7 protein-coding genes are annotated in these 19,621 nt (G+C 72.8%); 4 read left to right on the top strand and 3 right to left on the bottom strand.

The window, feature by feature from the left end:
* Positions 1-123: 123 nt before the first annotated feature.
* Entirely contained in the window at positions 124-3,018 is a 2,895-nt protein-coding gene (gene uvrA / locus VF746_32410; GenBank protein ID HEX8697168.1) for an excinuclease ABC subunit UvrA, read from the bottom strand.
* A 648-nt stretch (positions 3,019-3,666) separates the two neighbouring features.
* On the opposite strand from uvrA, the gene VF746_32405 reads away from it, so the two are divergent.
* A complete protein-coding gene (locus tag VF746_32405) occupies positions 3,667-5,166 on the top strand; it encodes a S8 family serine peptidase (GenBank protein ID HEX8697167.1) in 1,500 nt (499 codons plus the stop codon).
* A 610-nt stretch (positions 5,167-5,776) separates the two neighbouring features.
* Here VF746_32405 and VF746_32400 read toward each other — a convergent pair.
* Positions 5,777-6,199 carry a hypothetical protein gene (locus tag VF746_32400; protein HEX8697166.1) on the bottom strand — a complete coding sequence of 141 codons (423 nt, stop codon included), beginning with the start codon at positions 6,197-6,199 and terminating at the stop codon, positions 5,777-5,779.
* A 147-nt stretch (positions 6,200-6,346) separates the two neighbouring features.
* Positions 6,347-11,689: a multicopper oxidase domain-containing protein gene (locus tag VF746_32395; GenBank protein HEX8697165.1), complete on the bottom strand. Its 5,343-nt coding sequence runs from the start codon at positions 11,687-11,689 to the stop codon at positions 6,347-6,349.
* An 854-nt stretch (positions 11,690-12,543) separates the two neighbouring features.
* Between VF746_32395 and VF746_32390 the strand changes: the two genes are divergently transcribed.
* The 3 genes from VF746_32390 to VF746_32380 all read left to right on the top strand — a co-directional run bounded on the left by VF746_32390 (position 12,544) and on the right by VF746_32380 (position 19,570).
* Positions 12,544-14,076: a hypothetical protein gene (locus VF746_32390; protein HEX8697164.1), complete on the top strand. Its 1,533-nt coding sequence runs from the start codon at positions 12,544-12,546 to the stop codon at positions 14,074-14,076.
* A 138-nt stretch (positions 14,077-14,214) separates the two neighbouring features.
* The gene (locus VF746_32385) at positions 14,215-17,943 is read left to right on the top strand and encodes a hypothetical protein (protein ID HEX8697163.1); all 3,729 of its coding nucleotides are present in this window, start codon (positions 14,215-14,217) and stop codon (positions 17,941-17,943) included.
* Positions 17,944-18,442: 499 nt separating this feature from the next.
* The gene (locus tag VF746_32380) at positions 18,443-19,570 is read left to right on the top strand and encodes a hypothetical protein (protein ID HEX8697162.1); all 1,128 of its coding nucleotides are present in this window, start codon (positions 18,443-18,445) and stop codon (positions 19,568-19,570) included.
* Positions 19,571-19,621 lie beyond the last annotated feature (51 nt).

The raw sequence follows: 19,621 nt of genomic DNA, 5'->3' as shown, positions 1-19,621 counted from the left end.
AAGCCACTGTCAGGGGTACGCCTTCGTCCAAGTGATCCGAGCTACCGAGCAATTCGTAACCGACATGCTGGCATGCTACTCATAACTCAGCCTGACGCGTGGCTAAGTCGTTGAGCAAATGCCTCACACCTTCCGCGCCCGCCCGCGCCGGCGCCCGTTGGCCGACTTGGGGGCGGCGGGGACGCTCTCCACCGGGGTCACGCCCAGGAGCCGCGCCAGGAACTGGCCCGTGTACGAGCGGGGCTCCCGCGCCACCTCCTCCGGCGGGCCCGCGGCCACCACCTCGCCGCCCAGGGGGCCGCCCTCGGGGCCCAGGTCGATGATCCAGTCGGCCGTCTTGATCACGTCCAGGTTGTGCTCGATCACCAGCACGGTGTTCCCCTTCTCCACCAGCCGGTGCAGCACCTCCAGCAGCATCCGCACGTCCTCGAAGTGCAGCCCCGTGGTGGGCTCGTCGAGGATGTAGAAGGTCTGCCCCGTCGCCACCTTCGACAGCTCCGACGCCAGCTTCACCCGCTGCGCCTCGCCGCCCGAGAGCGTGGTGGCGCTCTGCCCCAGGTGGATGTAGCCCAGGCCCACGTCCGAGAGCGTCTGCAGGTGGCGCCGGAGCCGCGGCACCGCCTCGAAGAGCTCCAGCGCGTCGTCGACCGTGAGCTCCAGCACGTCGGCGATGGAGTGGCCCTTGTAGAACACCTCCAGCGTCTCGCGGTTGTAGCGCTTCCCCCGGCACACGTCGCAGGGGACGTAGACGTCGGGGAGGAAGTGCATCTCGATCTTCACCAGCCCGTCGCCCTGGCACGCCTCGCAGCGGCCGCCCTTCACGTTGAACGAGAAGCGCCCCGGCGTGTAGCCGCGCATCCTGCTCTCGGGGAGCTCCGCGAACAGCTCGCGGACGATGGTGAACATCCCCGTGTAGGTGGCCGGGTTGGAGCGCGGCGTGCGCCCGATCGGGCTCTGGTCGATGTCGACCACCTTGTCCAGCAGCTCCAGCCCCCGGATGCCGGCGTGCGCCCCCGGGATCGTCTTGGCCCGGTAGAACTTCCGCGCCAGCGCGTTCCAGAGGATGTCGTTCACCAGCGTGCTCTTCCCCGACCCCGACACCCCCGTCACCGCCACGAAGCACCCCAGCGGGATCTCCACGTCCAGCCCGCGCAGGTTGTGCTCGCGCGCGCCCTCGACCACCAGCGCGTGCCCGTCGCGCGGCGCGCGCCGCTGCGCCGGGATCTCGATCCGCTTCTCGCCGCGCAGGTAGGCCCCGGTGAGGGAGCCGGGCGAGGCCACGATGTCGTCCACCGTCCCCGCCGCGATCACCTCGCCGCCGTGGCGGCCGGCGCGCGGGCCCAGGTCCACCACGTGGTCGGCCGCGCGGATGGTGTCCTCGTCGTGCTCCACCACCAGCACCGTGTTCCCCAGGTCGCGCAGTTGGCAGAGGGTGTCCAGCAGCCGCTGGTTGTCGCGCTGGTGCAGCCCGATCGACGGCTCGTCCAGGATGTAGAGCACGCCCACCAGCCGCGAGCCGATCTGCGTGGCCAGGCGGATGCGCTGCGCCTCGCCCCCCGAGAGCGTCTCGGCCGAGCGGCCGAGGGTCAGGTACTCGAGCCCCACGTTCACCAGGAAGGAGAGCCGCTCGCGCACCTCCTTGAGGATCGGCCCGGCGATCTCGCGCGGCAGGTGCGGGAGCGCGTCCACGGCGTCGAAGAACGCCAGCGCCTCGCTCACCGGCAGCGCCACCACGTCGCCCACCGAGCGCCCGGCGACAGTCACCGCCAGGCTCTCGGGCTTGAGCCGCGCCCCCCCGCAGGCGTTGCAGGGGAGGGTGGACATGTACTCCTCCAGCGTCTCCCGCATCGCCTCGCTGGTGGTCTCGCGGTAGCGCTGCGAGACGTCCTTGAGGATGCCGCCCCACTTCACCTTCGGCCCCCCGCCCCGCTTCCCGTCCCCCGCCGGCACGCCGTGCAGGAGGATCTGCCGCACGTTCTCGGGGAGCTCGCGCCAGGGGGCGTTCAGGTCGAAGCCGAGCGCCGCGGCCAGCCCCTCCAGGATCGTCCCCCGCAGGTGCCCGCGCGGCACCCCCCAGGGCAGCACCACGCCTTCCAGGATGGAGAGCGACGCGTCGGCCAGCACCAGCTCGGGGTTGGGCTCCTTGCGGGTGCCGAGGCCGCCGCACGCCGGGCAGGCGCCGTACGGCGAGTTGAACGAGAACTGGCGCGGCTCCAGCTCGGGGATGCTGATGCCGCAGGTGGGGCAGGCGTACGCCTCGGAGAAGAGGTGCCGCTCGGGCTCGCCCTCGGGGGCGTGGGCGATCACCTCCACCACGCCCTCGGCGGTCCTGAGCGCCGTCTCCACGCCGTCGGCGATGCGCGAGCGGTTCTCCTCGGAGACGTCCACCCGCCGCTCGGCGAAGATGGAGATGTCGTGGTTGGCGCGGCGGTTGAGCGCGGGCGGCTCCTCCAGCCGGTGCACGCCGCCGTCGGTGCGGGCGTGGCTGAACCCCTTGCGGCGCAGCTCCTCGAACAGGTCGCGGAACTCGCCCTTGCGGCCGCGGACCACGGGCGCGAGGACCTCCACCCACGTCCCCGGCGGGAGCGCCATCACCCGCTCCACGATCTGGCTGGCGCTCTGCCGCTCCACCGGCCGCCCGCAGCTGGGGCAGTGGGGAGTGCCCACGCGGGCCCAGAGCAGGCGCAGGTAGTCGTAGACCTCGGTCACGGTCCCCACGGTGGAGCGCGGGTTGCGGCCGGCGGTCTTCTGCTCGATGGAGATGGCGGGCGAGAGCCCCTCGATCGAGTCGACGTCGGGCTTCTCCATCATCCCCAGGAACTGGCGGGCGTACGCGGAGAGGCTCTCCACATAGCGCCGCTGCCCCTCGGCGTAGATGGTGTCGAAAGCCAGCGACGATTTCCCGCTCCCGCTCAGCCCCGTGATGACGGTCAGGCGGTCGCGGGGGATCTCGACGTCAATGTCCTTGAGGTTGTGCTCCCGCGCGCCGCGGACGATCAGGCTCTCTTTCTCAGGCATCCCGAAAAGTTACCGCAGAGGCCCGCGGCATTCAACCGGGCCGGATGGGGACATCGGGAGTACGGGAGTGCGAAGTGCGAAAGTACGGGAGTGCGAAGTGCGAAAGTACGGGAGTGGCGAAAGTACGGAAGTGCGTGAGTGCGTGAGTGCAAGGGTCTGGCGGCCAGGCGCTGTCAGCCAGTCCTCGTGGTATGTCATTCCGAGGGAGCGCCGCACGGAAGCCGCCCCGGTACGATCGGCGGGGCGCGACCGAGGACTCTACTCCGCCGGCACCCGATGGCTGCCGCCGCGCGCGGGACCGGAAGCGCCGCCGCCACGCGTCCTCCGCGAAGCACCGTCCCCCACCGCAGGCGTATTAGGCGCGGGAAGCTGCTCCAGGCGCACACGACGAACCTCCTGCTGCGCACCCTCGGAGTCATTGTTGAAAACCGCTGTATGTGAATATCTACCATAGACTTAGAATCATTATCCGGGGGTTGACGGAGGACACCGTCCCCAGTATGATGTAGGGTTCGGAATACGTGCGTCTCCTGGCGCATTCCTGTCGGTTTCGTACTCTCGGACCTCCGTACTTTCGTACTCAGGGATGCAGTCCTGCCCCGGCGCCACCCCGCCGGGGCGTTTTCCCCCACTCCAGGGACCCGACCCATGACCAAGATCAGGGCGCTCGTGCTCGCGCTCGGCGCCGGCCTCGCCGGGTGCGCCGACCAGGGCGCGCCGCTGGACCCCCTCGCCGGCACGCGGGCCTCCATCACCGCGGAAGACGCCGGCGAGGGACGCTACGTGGTGGTGTTCCACGCCGCGCAGGGCTCGCCGAAGGGCTTCGAGGAGCGCGTGGCGGCGCTCGGCGGGCGCGTGGAGGCGCTGCTGGAGCCGATCGGCGGCGCCGTGGTGGCCGGGCTCGACCAGGCCGCCGCCGCCGGGCTGGCCGCCTCCGACGGCGTGCAGTCGGTGGGCGCCGACCGCACCTTCACGCTGGAGTCGCGCGGGCGCGAGGAGAGCGAGCCCGAGGTCGAGGCCGAGCTCGCCTCCGACGCGGCGATCACGAGCGCCGCGGCGCCGCACACCTCGCTGCTGTACTCCTGGCAGTGGAACATGCGCGCGGTCGGCGCCGAGGCCGCGTGGCGCGCCGGGCAGCTGGGCTCGGCGCAGGTGACGGTGGCCATCCTCGACACCGGCATCGACCCCTCGGGGCCCGACCTGGCGGGGCGCGTGGACCTGGCCCGCTCGCGCTCGTTCGTGGCCCGGGACGACTCGGTGATGCGCGTGCGCTTCCCCACCCGGCCGCTGGTGTCGGACCTGGAGGGGCACGGCACCAACGTGGCCAGCCAGGTGGCCAGCAACGGCGTGGTGCTGGCCGGCGTCACCTCGCGCACCACCCTGCTGGCGGTGCGCGTGTGCAGCGTGTTCGCCGGCGCGTGCAGCGACGCCACCACCCTGCAGGGGATCCTGTACGCCGTGCAGCAGGGCGCCGACGTGATCAACCTGAGCCTGGGCGGCGGCTTCCTGAAGAGCGAGTGCCACGGGTGCCGGGCGCTGTACAACCGCGTGCTGAACTACGCCCACCGCAAGGGCGTCACCGTGGTGGTGGCGTCCGGCAACACGCAGTCGGACCTGGACCACGACGGGAGCTTCCAGGCCAACTACTGCGGCCTCCCCAACGTGCTCTGCGTCTCGGCCACCGGCCCCACCGCCGACGGCGGCGGCGCGGGTCCGTTCCCCGAGCCCGACGCGCCGGCCTCGTTCAGCAACTTCGGGCGCTCGGTGATCGACGTGGCCGCGCCGGGCGGCAACGCGAAAACCGTCCGGGTGCCGAGCGGCGACTCCACCGTGGCCGTGACCACGCGGTCGTTCGTGTACTCGCTCTGCTCGCGCACCAAGCTGGTGTACAACCCCGCCACGGGGGCGCTGCTGCCGCACAACTGCAGCTCGCGCCCGACGGCGGTCTTCCTCGCGGGGTACCAGGGCACCAGCCAGGCGGCGCCGCACGTGGCGGGGCTCGTGGCGCTGCTGGTGGCGAGGCACGGCCGCGACCCGGGCCTCGTCCGCGACGTGATCCTGGGCAGCGTCGACGACCTGGGCGAGCCCGGCACCGACCCCTTCTACGGCAAGGGCCGCATCAACATCCCCCGCGCGCTCGGGCTGTAGGAACTCCCTCGTCTCGACGCCGCTTCACCTCCGCCCGACGGCTGCCTGCCGCCGGGCGGAGTCTTTTTTGAACCACCTGAACTGCAACCTCAACGGCTCGTTGGGGCGTGTCCCTCCGCTGCGCTCCGGGCCGGGCTGCGCGCGCCGTAGGGCACGATACGACCGTGCCCAACGGCGCCGGGCCACCGCCGCCACGATACCCCTGTCGCGGCGGCGTCCCGGCCCTGTCGGGCGCGCATCCCTCACGCGGGTTCCTCGCGCGCGATGCCCGGTTTGCGTAGGGGCGAGCATGCGAGTCCGTACATCGGCGGCATCAGCGCAAGAGGCCGCCTGCCGTGCACGAGCCAACATCTGCCGGGCGAGGCGTGCCTCGCCCCTACGAGGCTTCAGCGTGAAATCCCCCGCACCGCAGGCGTAAAGTCCACCCTCTCCCGAAGTTGGGAGAGGGTTGCCGCTCTACGGCGGCGGGTGCGGGCCCCCGCCGCCGCGCCGGAGCAGGTCGGAGTACGACGGAGCCCCCGCCGTTCCCTCGCGCGCAAGCGAACCGGCCCGCGGGATCGCTCCCGCGGGCCGGCCTTTCTGCTCGACGCAGGGTGCTGCGCCGTCCGGATCACTGCATCGCCGTGGGCATCGACGAGGTGGGGGTGGCCGTGCCCGACGTCGTGCCCGACGTCGTGGTGGTCGTCGTGGTCGTGGTGGTGGCGGGCGCCTTCACCCGCAGCAGCCCCCACAGGCCGCCGTCGAAGTGGAACGAGGTCATGTCCCGGAAGAGGTAGTCGCCCGGGATGCGGAACTTGCCGCCGGCCCCGTTCCTGAGCAGCACGTCGAAGTGGTTGCTGGGCCCGTGCCCGAACTGGGCGCCCTTCCACTCCGAGAGCGGGTTGTTCCCCAGGCGCGTCGAGGCGCCCACGTACGGCAGCTCCTGCCAGGTGTGGCCGTGCAGGTTGAACACCCCGTTGCGCGAGTGCCCGCCCGGCTGCAGCACCCGGATGCGCGTGGGCGTGCCGGCCTCGGAGGTAGCAGAGAACTTCATCGCTCGGCACGGTTTTCCTCTGCTGACTCTGCTGACTCTGCGTGAGACATGCGGTTGCGGTTCTCCGATCCCGGACGATCCCCGCAAAAAGAACCGGCCCGCGGGTTTCCCCGCGGGCCGGCCTTCCGGACCGAACCGACTAGTGGATCAGCTGCAGACCGTGTTGCCCTTCTTGTCGGTCGTGCAGGTCAGGGGAGTGGTGTTGGTGCTCGACGTCGTGCCGCCGGTGTTGTCGGCGTCGGCGCCGTTGTTGCCCGTGCCGGCCGTCACCCGCAGCAGCCCCCACATGCCGCCGTCGAAGTGGAACGAGCTCTGGTCACGGAACAGGTAGTCGCCCGTGATCCGGAACCGGCCGCCCGCGCCGCCCTTCAGCAGCGCGTCGAAGTGGTTGGTGGGGCCGTGGCCGATCTGCGACCCCTTGATCTCCGAGAGCGGGTTGTGGCCCAGCACCGTCGAGCCGCGCAGGTACGGCTCTTCCTCCCACGCGTGCCCGTGCAGCTGGAACACGTGGTTGCGGGCGTGGCCGCCGGGGTGCAGCACCCGGAAGCGCACCGACTGCCCCGCGGTCGCCGTGAACACCGGCGTCTGGGGGTTGCCGCCCACCTGCACGTTGCTGAGCGCGTTGCGGAAGTTGAAGCCGCGCGTGGTCTCCAGCGGCGTGTTCGGGGCGAAGCCCATCCGGAACCACAGGGGCTCCGTCCGGTAGTTGAAGCCCTTCTGCCCCGAGTCTTCCGCGTCCTCGGCGTCGGCCAGGTTCGGCACCGGCCCGCCGGCCGCGAAGCCCGCGAACGCGCTGCCGAAGCGCAGGTTCACGTCGTTCTGGAACAGCGCCACGAACTCGCGGAAGGTCACGCCGTCGGCCTTGGTGACGGTGGCCGAGGCGCGGGTGCCGGCGTCGGTGGTCCAGGTGGCGCCCTGCGGCTCCACCACCAGCGCCGCGATGGCGCCCTTGTTGGGGTGCTTGATGCGGTCCGAGGGGATCAGGTTGATCGCCCCGTACTCCACCGGCTTGCTGGTGATGACGCCGCCCTGCAGCGACACCTCGCCCGCGAACCACTGGTAGGTGATGCGCTTGCCCGGGTCCACCACCGTCTGCGGGTTGAAGCCCACCCGGCTGCCGTCGCTCCTGGTGACGTCCATGGCCACCAACTGCGGGTGCAGCCCCACGCGCCGCGACGGGTCGACGTGGTTGGCGTTGAACTGGTCCACGATCATCGGCAGGGTGTTGAACCCGTCCGGGTCCTGCAGCGTGGCGGGCAGCTTGTTGCGCAGCACCACCTCGATGCAGTCGCCGGCGTTGGCCCTGAGGACCAGCGGTTCCACCGGCGCCGTGGACTTCAGCGTCCCGTTCGTGTTCAGGTCGACCGTGTACACGTACATGATCGCCGACGGGTCGTTGAGCGGCCCGCCGTTGGTGGTGCGGCTGTTGTAGACCAGCCGCCCGTTCGGCAGCGCCACGCTGGCCGCCACCGCGCTCACGTCGAACTGCCGCAGCGGCGAGCCCGTGGGGCAGACCCCCTTGAACCCGTTGCCCCCGCCGAAGCCGGGGCCCTGCCCCGCCGCCGACTGCGCCTGGAGGCACGGGTCCGAGATCGCGTACGCGTCCGTCGACGTCGTCCCGTCGGCCGTCGTCGTGGTGCCGTCGGAGGTGCAGGTGTCGGTGTAGGTCGGCTCCTCGACGGTGGTGGTGCCGCTCCCGGTGCCGTCGCCGCCCACGATCGGGTCGTCGGCGCTGTCACCGGTGTCGGTGGTGGTGTAGACCGGCTCGCCGGTGGTGCAGCACGGCTCCTCCATCACCGCGGTCGACGAGGTGGTGCTCGACTCGCTGGCGAGCGTGCCGTCGTACGTGGTCGTCGACTGGGTGAGCGCGGTGGAGCCGTCGGTGTTGTTCGGCAGCGCCAGCAGGTCGTTCTGCGTGCTGCGGTAGGCGCGCAGGATCCCCCACATGCCGTTCCACAGGTCGTCGGTGGCCGAGCCGCCCTGGTACAGGTAGTCGGCCGCGTTGCCGTTGGTGTTGCTGGGAAGCGGCGGGAGCACGAACTCGTAGTGCTCGCTGATCCCCATCATCTGGCTGTTGCGGTACCCCGACGCGCTGTCGGAGGGCTCGAACAGCCACTCGACGCCGCTCACGCTGAAGTTGTGCCCTTCCTCGTGCGCGCCCACCAGCACGCGCACCTGCACCCGGTCGTCCTCGTACGCCCGCAGCAGCGGGGTGAAGGGGTCGCCCCCCGCCACGCCGTTGGTGAGCGGACGGTAGAAGCCGGGCTGCACGTTGAACGCCGGGTCGTCGCGCGTGACCACCGACGAGAAGCCGAGCGAGAGGTCGCCCGCGTCGCCCGTGGCCTGCGTGTTGGAGCTCGGGTTGCGCACCCTGAGCGCCAGCGGCTCGTTGCGGTAGTTCACCGCCATGGTGCCGGGGTCGTCCGCGGAGAGCAGCTCCGGGCACGGCGGGGTGAGGGTGGCGGCCACGCTCTCGTTCTCGCTGGGGCAGTGCCCCTTGCGGACGGGCGGCATCAGCAGGTTCGGGAGCGCGTCCTCGAACTTGCCGGCCGGGTTGACGGCGTTGGCCGGGTCGGCGATCCCCAGCACCGTGTGGCCGGTGGCCGGGTCGGTGAAGGGGCGCAGGGCGTTGTTCGACCCCGCCCGGTAGGCCAGGGTGAAGTCGGCGATCTGCAGGTTGAACTCGCGGTAGCTCGAGTCGGCGGCGGCCGTGAGGATGTCGGCCCGCCAGCTGGTGGGCCCGCCGTCGTCGCGGCTGCCGAAGAAGGTGCCCGTCTCCGGGTCGCGCCAGCGCGAGCCCGCGGGCTCGGTCACCAGGCCGGCGTACAGGCCGGTCTGCTGGTGGGTGGAGGGTCCGAAGTGGTCGTGCGTGAACACCGTGCGCAGCGTGCGGTCCTTCCCCTGCTGGTTCAGCACGTTGTCGACGTACCAGCGCTGCACCGTCTCCTGCGCGCCGATCCAGGTGCCGTTGGGGCCCGCCCCGAAGAAGGGGTGCGCCTCGGCCACGGGGCAGGCGAAGCTGCCGTCGCGCGGGTCGCCCGAGTCCAGCCCGCTGCAGCCGTTCTGGCGGCGGATGGCGTGGATGCGCTCCACCACCTCGCCCGGCGACATGGAGCCGTCCTCGTAGTTGAAGCCGTTCGCCGCGCCGTCGGAGCTGGTCACGTCGAACTTCACCAGGTGGATGTGCTGCCCGATGACGTCGGTGGGCGTCTTCACCTGGAAGTCGTCCAGCTCGTAGTCCTTGGGGATCAGGTTCACCAGCCGGTACTCGATGCAGTCACCGGTGTTGGCCCGGATGAACATCGGCTCGGGCGGGCGCACGCCGCGGATCACCGAGTCGACGTCCTGCCAGAGCGAGAACATGCGGTGCTGCGGGAAGTGCCACCCCGCCTTGTTGTACTTGGCGTCGACCTGGAAGCCGGCCGCCTTGTACAGGCGCGGCGTCCCCGTGGGCCGCCCGAAGTCGTCGATGCAGGGGTCGGCGAACGGCGCGCCCGCCACGGGGGGGCGGCCGTTGGTGAGGAAGGTGTCGGCCACCACCGCGCCCGTGTTCGGGTCGAAGCGGAAGGTGGGCTGCGAGCGGCGGGCGTGGAACGCCATGGCCGCCTGCTCGCGCGGGGTGCCGTTCTCCGGCAGCGAGTCCGCGACCATGGTCACGTTCTCCTTGCTGAAGTCCAGCCGGTTGAGCGGCGGGGCGTGGGCCGTGCCGCTGCGCACCACGTGGCGGTTGAGCCCGCCGTCCACGCGCGTGTCGAGCGGCGGCTTGGGCGGCCGGTGCCCGGCGATGCCCGGGATGTAGAACGGGTAGCCCGGCATGGTCGCCGTCGGCATCGGGGCCAGCGCGTAGGTCGGCAGCGGCACCAGCGCCGGGATCGGCGTGCCGGCCGCGATCTCGCCGTCCGGCAGCGCGCGCGCGCCCGCCACGGGGCGGCCGTCGGTGCCCAGCTGGGTGCCCGCCTCGAAGACGTCGTGGTTGCGCCACATCCCCCACATGCCCATGGCGAAGTGCGGGTAGAAGTGGCAGTGGAAGATGGCGTCGGCCGGCGTCTTGTTCCGGTTGCTCCCGCCGTCGTAGGTGATCTCGTAGGTGTAGCCGCCGCCCGGCCCGATCGCCTGGGAGTCCAGGTACGTCGAGTTGTCGGAGTTCGGCGAGTGCAGCCACTGGTGGGCGTGCAGGTGGAAGATGTGGTGCTCCTTGGGCCCCGCGTGAAGGTTCCTGAACTTCACGTGGTCGTTCATGTAGCTGTGGTACACGTTCGACGGGTCGTCGGGGAAGAGCGCCTTGGTGGCCTTGGCGCCCCGGTCGGGGATCCCGTCGCCGTTGGCGTCGGCGTCGGCCGGCACGTCGACGACCATCGCCGGGTCGCCGACCGCCCAGCTGGTGAGGAAGAACTCCTCGTACTTGCACTCGGTGCAGTCCTTCATCGGCCCCACGCCGAAGCGGTTGGCCAGCACCTCGGCGCCGATGCCGCCGGTGCCGTAGTTGATGGAGAAGGCGTCGCGCCCGGAGTGCAGGGTGTGGTCGAACTTGGGGTCCTCGAAGACGTTGTTGAACGCCTGCACGAGCCCCACCTCGTCGTGGAAGACGATGGTGTACTCGCGGAACGGCCGGTGCCGGTCGCGCTCCACCACCACGGGGGGGAAGGTCCCCGGGGGGAAGTTCCCCTTGTTGGGGCCGGTGATCACCGCGGTCAGGTCGCCGTGCACGATCTCGTTGTTGACGAGCATCTTCAGGATCGGCCGGCCGGCGAGCGCGTGCCCCGTGGGGTAGACGGCGTCGTAGTTGATCACCGGGTGCCCCTGCGCGGTGCGCACCGGGTTGCCGGCGCCGTCCTTCCGCGTGGCGAGCGCCATGTCCTCGGCGGTCACCTGGCTGCGGTACCACTCGGCGCCCCTGGGCTCCACGTTCAGGGCCCCGAAGAGGCCCTTGAAGAGGGTGCCGCCGTCGCCGTCGCCGCCCGTGGTCTGGGCGGCGCTGTACATCAGGTAGGTGCCTTCCTTCTCGGCGTACAGCGTGTAGGTGCGCGTGGCGCCCGGCTCCACCAGGCTGCTGGCGTTGGCGCCCACGTTGCTGCCGTCGTCGGCGATGCCGGTGACGTTCTGCATCCCCATCACGTGCACGCTGGCGGCGCGCGTCCCCGGCTGGTTGCTGAGGGCCGTGCTGGAGAGGAGGTTGGTGAAGACGATCTGCAGGCAGTCGCCCTCGTTGGCCCGGAGCGTCAGCGGACGGGGCCGCTTGCCCGGGCGCAGCTTGGCGTTGCCGGCGGAGAGCACGGTGCCGCTGGCGGGCACCACGTCGCGCTTAAGGGCGTAGATCATGGCGGTGGGGTCGTGCGCGCCCAGGCGGTTGTACCAGATCGCCTGGTCGATCGCCACGACCTCCGCCCGGATCGTCCGCGCGCACGTCTGCGCGCCGAGACCGCCCGCGGCCAGCGCCGACGCCAGTGCGGCGAGGCCGCCCGCCCGGGCCCACGCGGCTGCGCGGGGCACGGGTGTGGGTCTGTGATGCATGGTCCTCCGAGAGGGTGGGGTTGAACTGGGTCCTGCCGACTTCCCCCACGCCCCGCGGACGGCGCCGGTCCGGACGAGCCGGCGGGTGGGGCGACCTCCAAACGGGTGCGTGGGGAGTCGCCCGGACTAAGGCAAGGGGTGTTCCCCGATCGCGCCGCTCGACGAAAACGAGTGTTGCCAGGGAATTCCGGCGTAAACAGATGAGTAGTGGACACCCGCGCGAGTGCACCAATCCGGTGCACCTGAACAGTGCACTGCACCGAGCTGTTCAGGTTTAAAGTGGCCTAAACCCTTGATTTGCCCATAGATACGAGCATGTTCAGAAGGTCTGCCGCGGAGTTTTACGCCTCATCCCGAACCATCGTTCAAGAACGTTTCGCCGATCTCTGGACGCCGATTAATCCGGAATTTCTCCGACGGGAGGACGGGCGGATGAGTCGGCCCGCGACGCGCTCCGCGCGGGGAGCGCGCGGCCCGGTGCGTCCCCTTCGTGCTCCTCCGCGGCCGGAATTCCGGATCTCGCCGCGGCCGCCGGCGGGCGCGCCGGGCGCGGCAGCGGTGTCCCGCTTTGTCCCTCGCGCGCCCCGCAGGCGCCGGCGCGCGCGGCAAACGGCTGATTACCGGGGAGGCCGCAAGTCGCGCCGGGGCACCCGCGTCCGCGGAGAGGCCGCATCGGCGCGGAAGCGGGCACGGGGATTGCCCCGGGCTCCCCCGCTCCCGGCGCGCGCGCCGGGCGGAAAATGCGCCCCACTCCCGCGGACCCACCGGCGGCCGCGGTGCCGCACGCACCGCCGGCCCTTCCCCTTCCCTCCCTCCCTATTCCGGAGGCCCCTATGTCTGACCAGGACGAGGCGGGTGGCGGTTCCCCAGGACCGGTGCTCCCCGGCGACGACTTCGTCGCCCGGCTGGTGGGCGACCCGGCCGACCCGCCGCGCACGCGGCTGCTGAGCGGCTACCTGGGCGCGTCGAACGAGGAGGGACACACCCGCATCTACTTCGACGCCGAGCTCTCCGGCTACGCCGACGTCCCCAACGACGACATCCTCCACACCGAGCCGTCGGGGGGCGAGGGGCCGCTGGCCAGGACGCTGGTGTGGATCCGCGCGGACGCGCAGGCGCTGCACGGCCCGGCCGGCGGCACCCGCCAGCGCGCGGGCTTCTTCGAGGGGCCGGTGTGGGACCAGAACGTGGGCGACACCGTGGCGGCCCGCGGAGGCGTCGCCCCCGGCGCCTTCGCGATCCCGCGCTCGGAGGAATGCTCGTTGAGCTGTCCCAGCCTGTTCTGCCCGACCAAGCCCAACTGCTGGCAGATCTGGGGATTCACGCCGGTGGTCAATCCCACGCCGGGCCTTCGCGTCAACCCGCCGGCCGCGCGCCGCGGCGTGGAGGGGAGCGACACGGTGGCGGCGGGCGGGGGGATGGGGAGCGACACCGTGAACGCCGACACTGTGGCCTTCGGCGCGGCCGGAGCAGCCGGCGCGGCATCCCTCGCGTTCCCGTGCGGCCCGTCGGCGATCGTCTGCCCGCGGCCGTCGGTGGTGCGCCCCTGCGGCCCCTCGGTGCTCGTCCGCTGCCCCTCGGGGATCGTGCCCTGCGTCCCGTCGGTCGCGCGGCCCTGCATCCCCTCGATCGCCGTCCGCTGCCCGCCGTCGGCGGTCATCCGCTGTCCGGCGTCGGCGGTGGACGCGTGCCCCACGCGCTTCTGCCCGCCGGGCGGGTTCCAGGAGCAGTTCCGGGGAGTCCAGGGCTCGGGCGGCGGCGCCGACACCGTCGTCTACGGCTCCGGCGGCGGCAGCGACACGGTCTTCTACGGCTCGGGCGGCGGGGCCGACACCGTCTACTACGGATCGGGTGGCGGGGCCGACACGGTCTACTACGGTTCGGGAGGCGGGACGGACACCGTCTACTACGGATCGGGCGGCGGGGCGGACACCGTCTACTACGGCTCCGGCGGCGGGGCCGACACCGTCTACTACGGCTCCGGCGGCGGAACCGACACCGTCTACTACGGCTCGGGCGGTGGGACGGACACCGTCTACTACGGCTCGGGCGGGGGGACCGACACGGTCTACTACGGCTCGGGCGGCGGAACGGACACCGTCTACTACGGCTCCGGCGCCGGCACCGGCCCGGGGATCCTGCCGACCGAGTGGTGCCCCTCGGCCGGGCTGCCGTGCCCGACGCCGCCGGTCACCCCGTGGTGCCCGCCGTCCGTCGTGCGCTGCCCGCGGACGCCGCGCTGCCCGCCGACTCCCTGGTGCCCGCCGTCGGTCGTCGTGCGCTGCCCGCCGTCGCTGCGCTGCCCGACCTATCTGGGCTGCGAAGGCCCGACCGCGTCCTACGCGTGCCCCACCGTCTTCAGGTGAGGCGAGGGCGCCGCAGCTCTCCCGCTTCTGCGGGGGAGCCGCGGCGCACGTGAGGGGAGGGCCGTACCCGTCCGGATGCGCTGCGCGCCGCCTCAAGCCTGGTGCGCGGCACCCCGTCCATCGATCCCGGAGGAAGCCATGGCGCGACGGCGCACCACCCGCGACGACGCCTCCGCCGAGACCCCGCCCACGCCCGACGACTACGAGGAGGGCGCGAAGGCCGACGCCGGCGCCGGAGGAGGCGCAGGCACCTACGGCGGCTTCGCGGACCGCATCGTCGGCGACCCGGCGAGCCCGCCCGGCACCACGCTGCTGAGCGGCTACCCGGGCGCGTCGGAGCGGGAGGACCACACGCGGATCTACCTCGACCCCGAACTGCGCTCCTGGGTCGACGTGCCCAGCGACGACGTGCTGCACACCGAGCCCGCGGGCGGGAAGGGTCCGCTGGCGGGAACGCTGGTGTGGATTCGAAAGGAGGCCCAGGTGCAACCAGGAGGAACGGGGGGAGGCGGCCAGGGCGGAGGCTTCTTCGGCGGCGCGCTCTGGGACGACCACTTCGGCGAGACGCAGGCGTACGGCGGCGGCGCGCAGGCGGGCGCCGGCGGCCCCGGCATCCTGCCCACCGAGATGCAGTGCGTCCCGAGCTATCCGCTGTGCCAGCCGCGCACGCCGGTGATCCCCTGCCAGACGCTGAGCCCCACGCTGTTCATCTGCTGCCAGCGGACGCCGGTGATTCCCTGCCAGACGTTCCCGCAGCCGTGCCGCACGCTCAGCCCCACGCTGTTCATCTGCTGCCAGCCGACGCCGGTGTGCCCCTCCATCCGCATCCCGTGCATCACGCGCGACCTGAGCTGCCAGCGCCCCGAGGCGCGGGGGACGGGCGAGGGCGCGTTCCAGGGCTCGGGCGGCGGTGGATCGGACACCGTGTTCTATGGCTCGGGCGGTGGGACGGATACCGTCTACTACGGCTCCGGCGGTGAGAGCGACACCGTGTTCTACGGCTCGGGCGGCGGGACGGATACCGTCTACTACGGCTCCGGCGGCGGCTCCGACACCGTCTACTACGGTTCGGGTGGCGGGACCGATACCGTCTACTACGGCTCGGGTGGCGGGACGGACACCGTCTACTACGGCTCCGGCGGTGGGACGGACACCGTCTACTACGGCTCCGGCGGCGGGACCGACACCGTCTACTACGGCTCCGGTGGCGGGACGGATACGGTCTACTACGGCTCCGGTGGCGGGACGGAGACGGTCTACTACGGCTCGGGCGGCGGGACGGACACGGTCTACTACGGCTCGGGCGGCGGGACGGACACGGTCTACTACGGATCGGGTGGGGGGACGGACACCGTCTACTACGACCCCGGTGGCGGCCCGACGATCCAGCCGACCTCGTGGTGCCAGACCATGGCATTCTGCCCGGTGACGCCGCGCTGCCCCACGCGCGACCCGCGCAGCGCCTGCTGCCCGTCGGTGTTCGTGCTGCGCTGCCCGACGCGCTTCTGCCCCACGCAGCCCTGGGCCGGGTGCCCGGGACCCACGCAGCCGCCGTTCTGCGGGCCGCAGAGCATCAGCTGCCCGTCGGCGGTGGACGCCTGCCCCACGGCGCGCTGCGTGAGCCAGGCGTGCCAGGCGGGCGCGGGCGCCGGCACCGACACCGTGTTCCAGGGGGGCGGCGGCACGGACACCGTCTTCCAGCCCGGCGGCGGGGGGACGGACACGGTGTTCCAGGGGAGCGGCGGGGGCGAAGCGGCCGCGCGCGGAGGCGTGGCCGTACCCACCGTCTACTGCGCCACCAGGCAGCCGCCCTGCCCGCCGCCGCCTTCGGCGTCGACGCCGGGAGGGTGCATCCAGCCGAAGACGACCACCTGCCCCTCGCCGCAGTGCACGCTCCGCTGCGGGAACACCCCGGCGGGGCCGTGCGTCATCTTCTCGCAGGTGCAGACCCAGTGCTGCAACACGCCGGCGTGCCCGTCGTACCCGCCGGTGTGCCCGCGCACCGGCCAGCCGCCGTGCCTGACCTCGGTGCCGCCGTGGTGCCCGCCGCCCACCGAGGCGCCGCCGCAGTGCCCCCGCACGCCCCGCTGCCCGTCGGCGGCGGACGGCTGCCCGAGCGCGCGCTGCCCCGGCGGGGCTCGCGGGCTCCAGGGCGCCGGCGCCGACACGGTTTTCCAGGGGAGCGGCGGTACGGGCGCGGACACCGTCTTCCAGGGGAGCGGCGGCACCGGCGCGGACACCGTCTTCCAGGGGAGCGGCGGCGGGGCCGACACGGTGGCGTTCGGCGCCGGGCCCACGGCGACCGGGTGCACGGTGTTCCCCGGGTGCCCGCCGCCGCCCACCCGCCCGCCGTGGCCCGGCTGCCCGCCGGTGACGGTGCCGGGGCCCTGCCCGGTGCGGACCCTGCCGCCGTGGCCCGGCTGCATTCCGACCGTCCCCCCGAACCCGGGCTGCCTGCCGCCGACGATCCCGCCGCGGCCGGGCTGCCCGCCGCCCCCGCCGCCGACGGTGCCCCCTCGGCCGGGGTGCCCGCCCCCCCCGCCGCCGACGGTGCCGCCGCGGCCGGGGTGCCCGCTGACGATCCCGCCCATCTGTCCGCCGCCGCGCACCTTCGGGGGTGGGCTCTGCCCGCGGCGGACGCTCTTCGAGCCCGGGTGCATCCCCGTGGCCACCGGCCCGGGCTGTCCGCCCGTCACGCCGGGATGCCCGATCGGGCCGATCGACCCCCGGACGCCGGTGATCAACCCGCAGGGGCCGGTGTTCAACCCGCAGGGGCCGGTGGTCGGCCCGGGCGTCTTCCGCCCGGCCGGACCGCAGGGCGCGGCCGGGGGCGGGGGGCCGGCGTGGAGCGCGTTCTGCGCCGGCGGGGCCCAGCGGGGGATGGCGGGCGGCGCGCAGGGCGCCCCTCCGACCGTGGGAGGGTGCCGCTCGGCGGCGGACGCGTGCCCCACGGGGTTCTGCGTGCCGACTTCCGGGCCGCCGCAGTGCCCGCAGCCCACGGTGCCGCCGGCGTGCCCCCCGCCGGGGACGTACGACCCGGCGCGGTGCCCGTCGGTGGTGGACGCGTGCCCCACGGCGCGCTGCATCACCCAGGACGCCGGCTGCCAGCCGGCGGCCGAGGGCGCGGGCGGCGGGGGCGAGCGGGGCTTCGCCGCGCCGACGGTGGGGCGCCAGTGCCGCTCGGCGGTGGACGCCTGCCCCACGCGGCCGTGCCCGACGCCGTCGTTCCGGCCGGACCAGTGCCCCACCACCGACCCGCGGCGCTGCCCCACGCTCGGCATCGCCTGCACGGTGGACTGTCCGCCGCGGACTACCGACCCGCGGCAGTGCCCCTCGGCGGTCGACGCCTGCCCCACGCGGGCATGCACGCGCATTCCGGAGCAGTGCCCCACGCTCGGCATCGCCTGCACGGTGGACTGCCCGCGGCCGACCACCGACCCGCGGCGCTGCCCCTCGGCGGTGGACGCCTGTCCCACGCGGGCGTGCACGGCGACGCCGGAACAGTGCCCTACCCTCGGCATCGCCTGCACGGTCGACTGTCCGACGCGGGGGTGCACGTCCACGCCGCAGCAGTGCCCGACGCTGGGCATCGCCTGCACGCTCGACTGCCCCACGGCGCGCTGCACCACGCAGGACGCGGGGTGCCAGCCGCAGGACAGGGGCGGAGGCGGAGGAGGCGGCTTCGGCGGCAGGGAGGCGCCGGCGACCGTGGGACAGCAGTGCCGCTCGGCGGTGGACGCGTGCCCCACCGGGTTCTGCGCGCCGAGCCTGCGCCCGCCGCAGTGCCCCGAGGGAGCGGGCGGCGGACGCGGCTTCGACCCGCAGCCGACGAGGGCGCGCGGCTTCGACCCGCAGCCAAAATGCTGAGGCCGCCGGGACGTACGACCGTCGGCGGCGGACGCGTGCCCGACGATGCGGGGGCTGCTACTGAACCGCGGTGCGAAGTGCGAAGTGCGAAGTGCTAAGTGCTAAGTGCGGAGGTACGGGGTACGAGGTACGGCGTACGGGCGTGCAGGTTGGCTGTACCCTGTCCCCTGTAACCTGCCGTTCGCATGAGGGATGCGCGCCCGGAGGGCCGGGACGCCGCCGCCACAGGGGTATCGTGGCGGCGGTGGCCCGGCGCCGTTGGGCAGCGTCGTTTGCTGCCCTACGGCGCGCGCAGCCCGGCCCGGAGCGCAGCGGAGGGACATGCCCGAGAACTGCAGTGCGTTAGTGCGTTAGTGCGTTAGTGCGTTAGTGCGTTAGTGCGTTAGTGCGTTAGTGACGGACGACCGATCCCTGTCCTCGGACCTTTGACGCCCGGACCCCGGCGCGCCATCTTGCACCTGCCCCGCGACCGCCGCCCGCCCGCGCCCAGCCGCCGCCGATGATCCTCACCCCCGCCAACCTGGTGCACTACCTCGTGGCCCGCGGGCTCGTGACCCCCGCCGAGGTGGTGGACGGCGACTTCGCGGTGGTGGACATGAGCCGCCGCAACCACAACCTGCAGGTGATGCGGCAGAACGCGCCGGGGCTCTTCGTGAAGCAGGTCCAGGAGTGGGACCCGCACTCGGCCGAGACGCTGCAGCGCGAGGCCACCTGCTACTGGCTGGCGGGGAACGACCCCGATTTCGCCGCGCTCCAGGACATGATGCCGCGCTACCGGCTGTACGACGCGAAGCGGCAGGTGCTGGTGGTGGAGCTGGTCCCCGACGCCGAGACCTTGGGCGAGCACCACCGGCGCGTGGGCGGCTTTCCGCTGGAGCTGGCCGCGCGGCTGGGCACGCTGCTGGGCACCTACCACCGCCAGGCCGGCGGGCGCACCCGCGAGCTGCCGCAGGACGGCGTCTTCCCGCGCACGGTGCCGTGGGTGCTCTCCATCCACTTCCACAACCCCTCGCACTTCGGGCCGGTGAGCGCCGGGGTCAGCCAGCTGCTGGGGATCGTGGGCCGCTACCCCGAGTTCCAGCGCGCGCTGGACGAGCTGCGCGGCGAGTGGCGCCTGGACGCGCTGATCCACGGCGACATGAAGTGGGAGAACTGCGTGGTCCCCCGCGGCGACGACCCGGCCCGGGCCGCGGCAGCCTTGCGGATCGTCGACTGGGAGCTGGCCGACATCGGCGACGGCTGCTGGGACGTGGGGGCCATCTTCCAGGCGTACCTGACCTACTGGATCCTGACGATGCGCATCCCGGCCGAGCAGGTGCGCCCGGAGCGCCTGCCGCAGCTGGCCGAGTTCCCGCTGGAGCGGATGCAGCCGGCCATCCACGCCTTCTGGGACGCGTACGTGCACGCCCGCGGCGCCGACCCGGGCGGCGCGGGCGAGCTGCTGCGCCGGAGCGTGCGCTACGGCGCGGCGCGGATGATCCAGACCGCCTGGGAGTACCTGACCTACTCGCCCCAGCTCACCGCCAACGCGCTGTGCCTCCTGCAGGTGAGCATCAACGTGCTCACCCGCTACGACGAGGCGATCGAGCACCTGCTGGGCATGCCCGCCCGGGCGGCGGCGGCGTGAGACCCTCACCCGGCGGACCCTCACCCGGCGCCGCTACCGCGTCGCCACCCT

This window comes from Longimicrobium sp. (assembly GCA_036389795.1).
Classification (GTDB): domain Bacteria; phylum Gemmatimonadota; class Gemmatimonadetes; order Longimicrobiales; family Longimicrobiaceae; genus Longimicrobium.
This window is presented reverse-complemented; position numbering and strand designations above follow the sequence as displayed.

Bases quoted from the DNA above. Each gene is read 5' to 3' on its own strand.
- uvrA (HEX8697168.1), bottom strand. From the start codon at position 3,018: ATGCCTGAGAAAGAGAGCCTGATCGTCCGCGGCGCGCGGGAGCACAAC.
- VF746_32405 (HEX8697167.1), top strand. From the start codon at position 3,667: ATGACCAAGATCAGGGCGCTCGTGCTCGCGCTCGGCGCCGGCCTCGCC.
- VF746_32400 (HEX8697166.1), bottom strand. From the start codon at position 6,199: ATGAAGTTCTCTGCTACCTCCGAGGCCGGCACGCCCACGCGCATCCGG.
- VF746_32390 (HEX8697164.1), top strand. From the start codon at position 12,544: ATGTCTGACCAGGACGAGGCGGGTGGCGGTTCCCCAGGACCGGTGCTC.
- VF746_32385 (HEX8697163.1), top strand. From the start codon at position 14,215: ATGGCGCGACGGCGCACCACCCGCGACGACGCCTCCGCCGAGACCCCG.
- VF746_32380 (HEX8697162.1), top strand. From the start codon at position 18,443: ATGATCCTCACCCCCGCCAACCTGGTGCACTACCTCGTGGCCCGCGGG.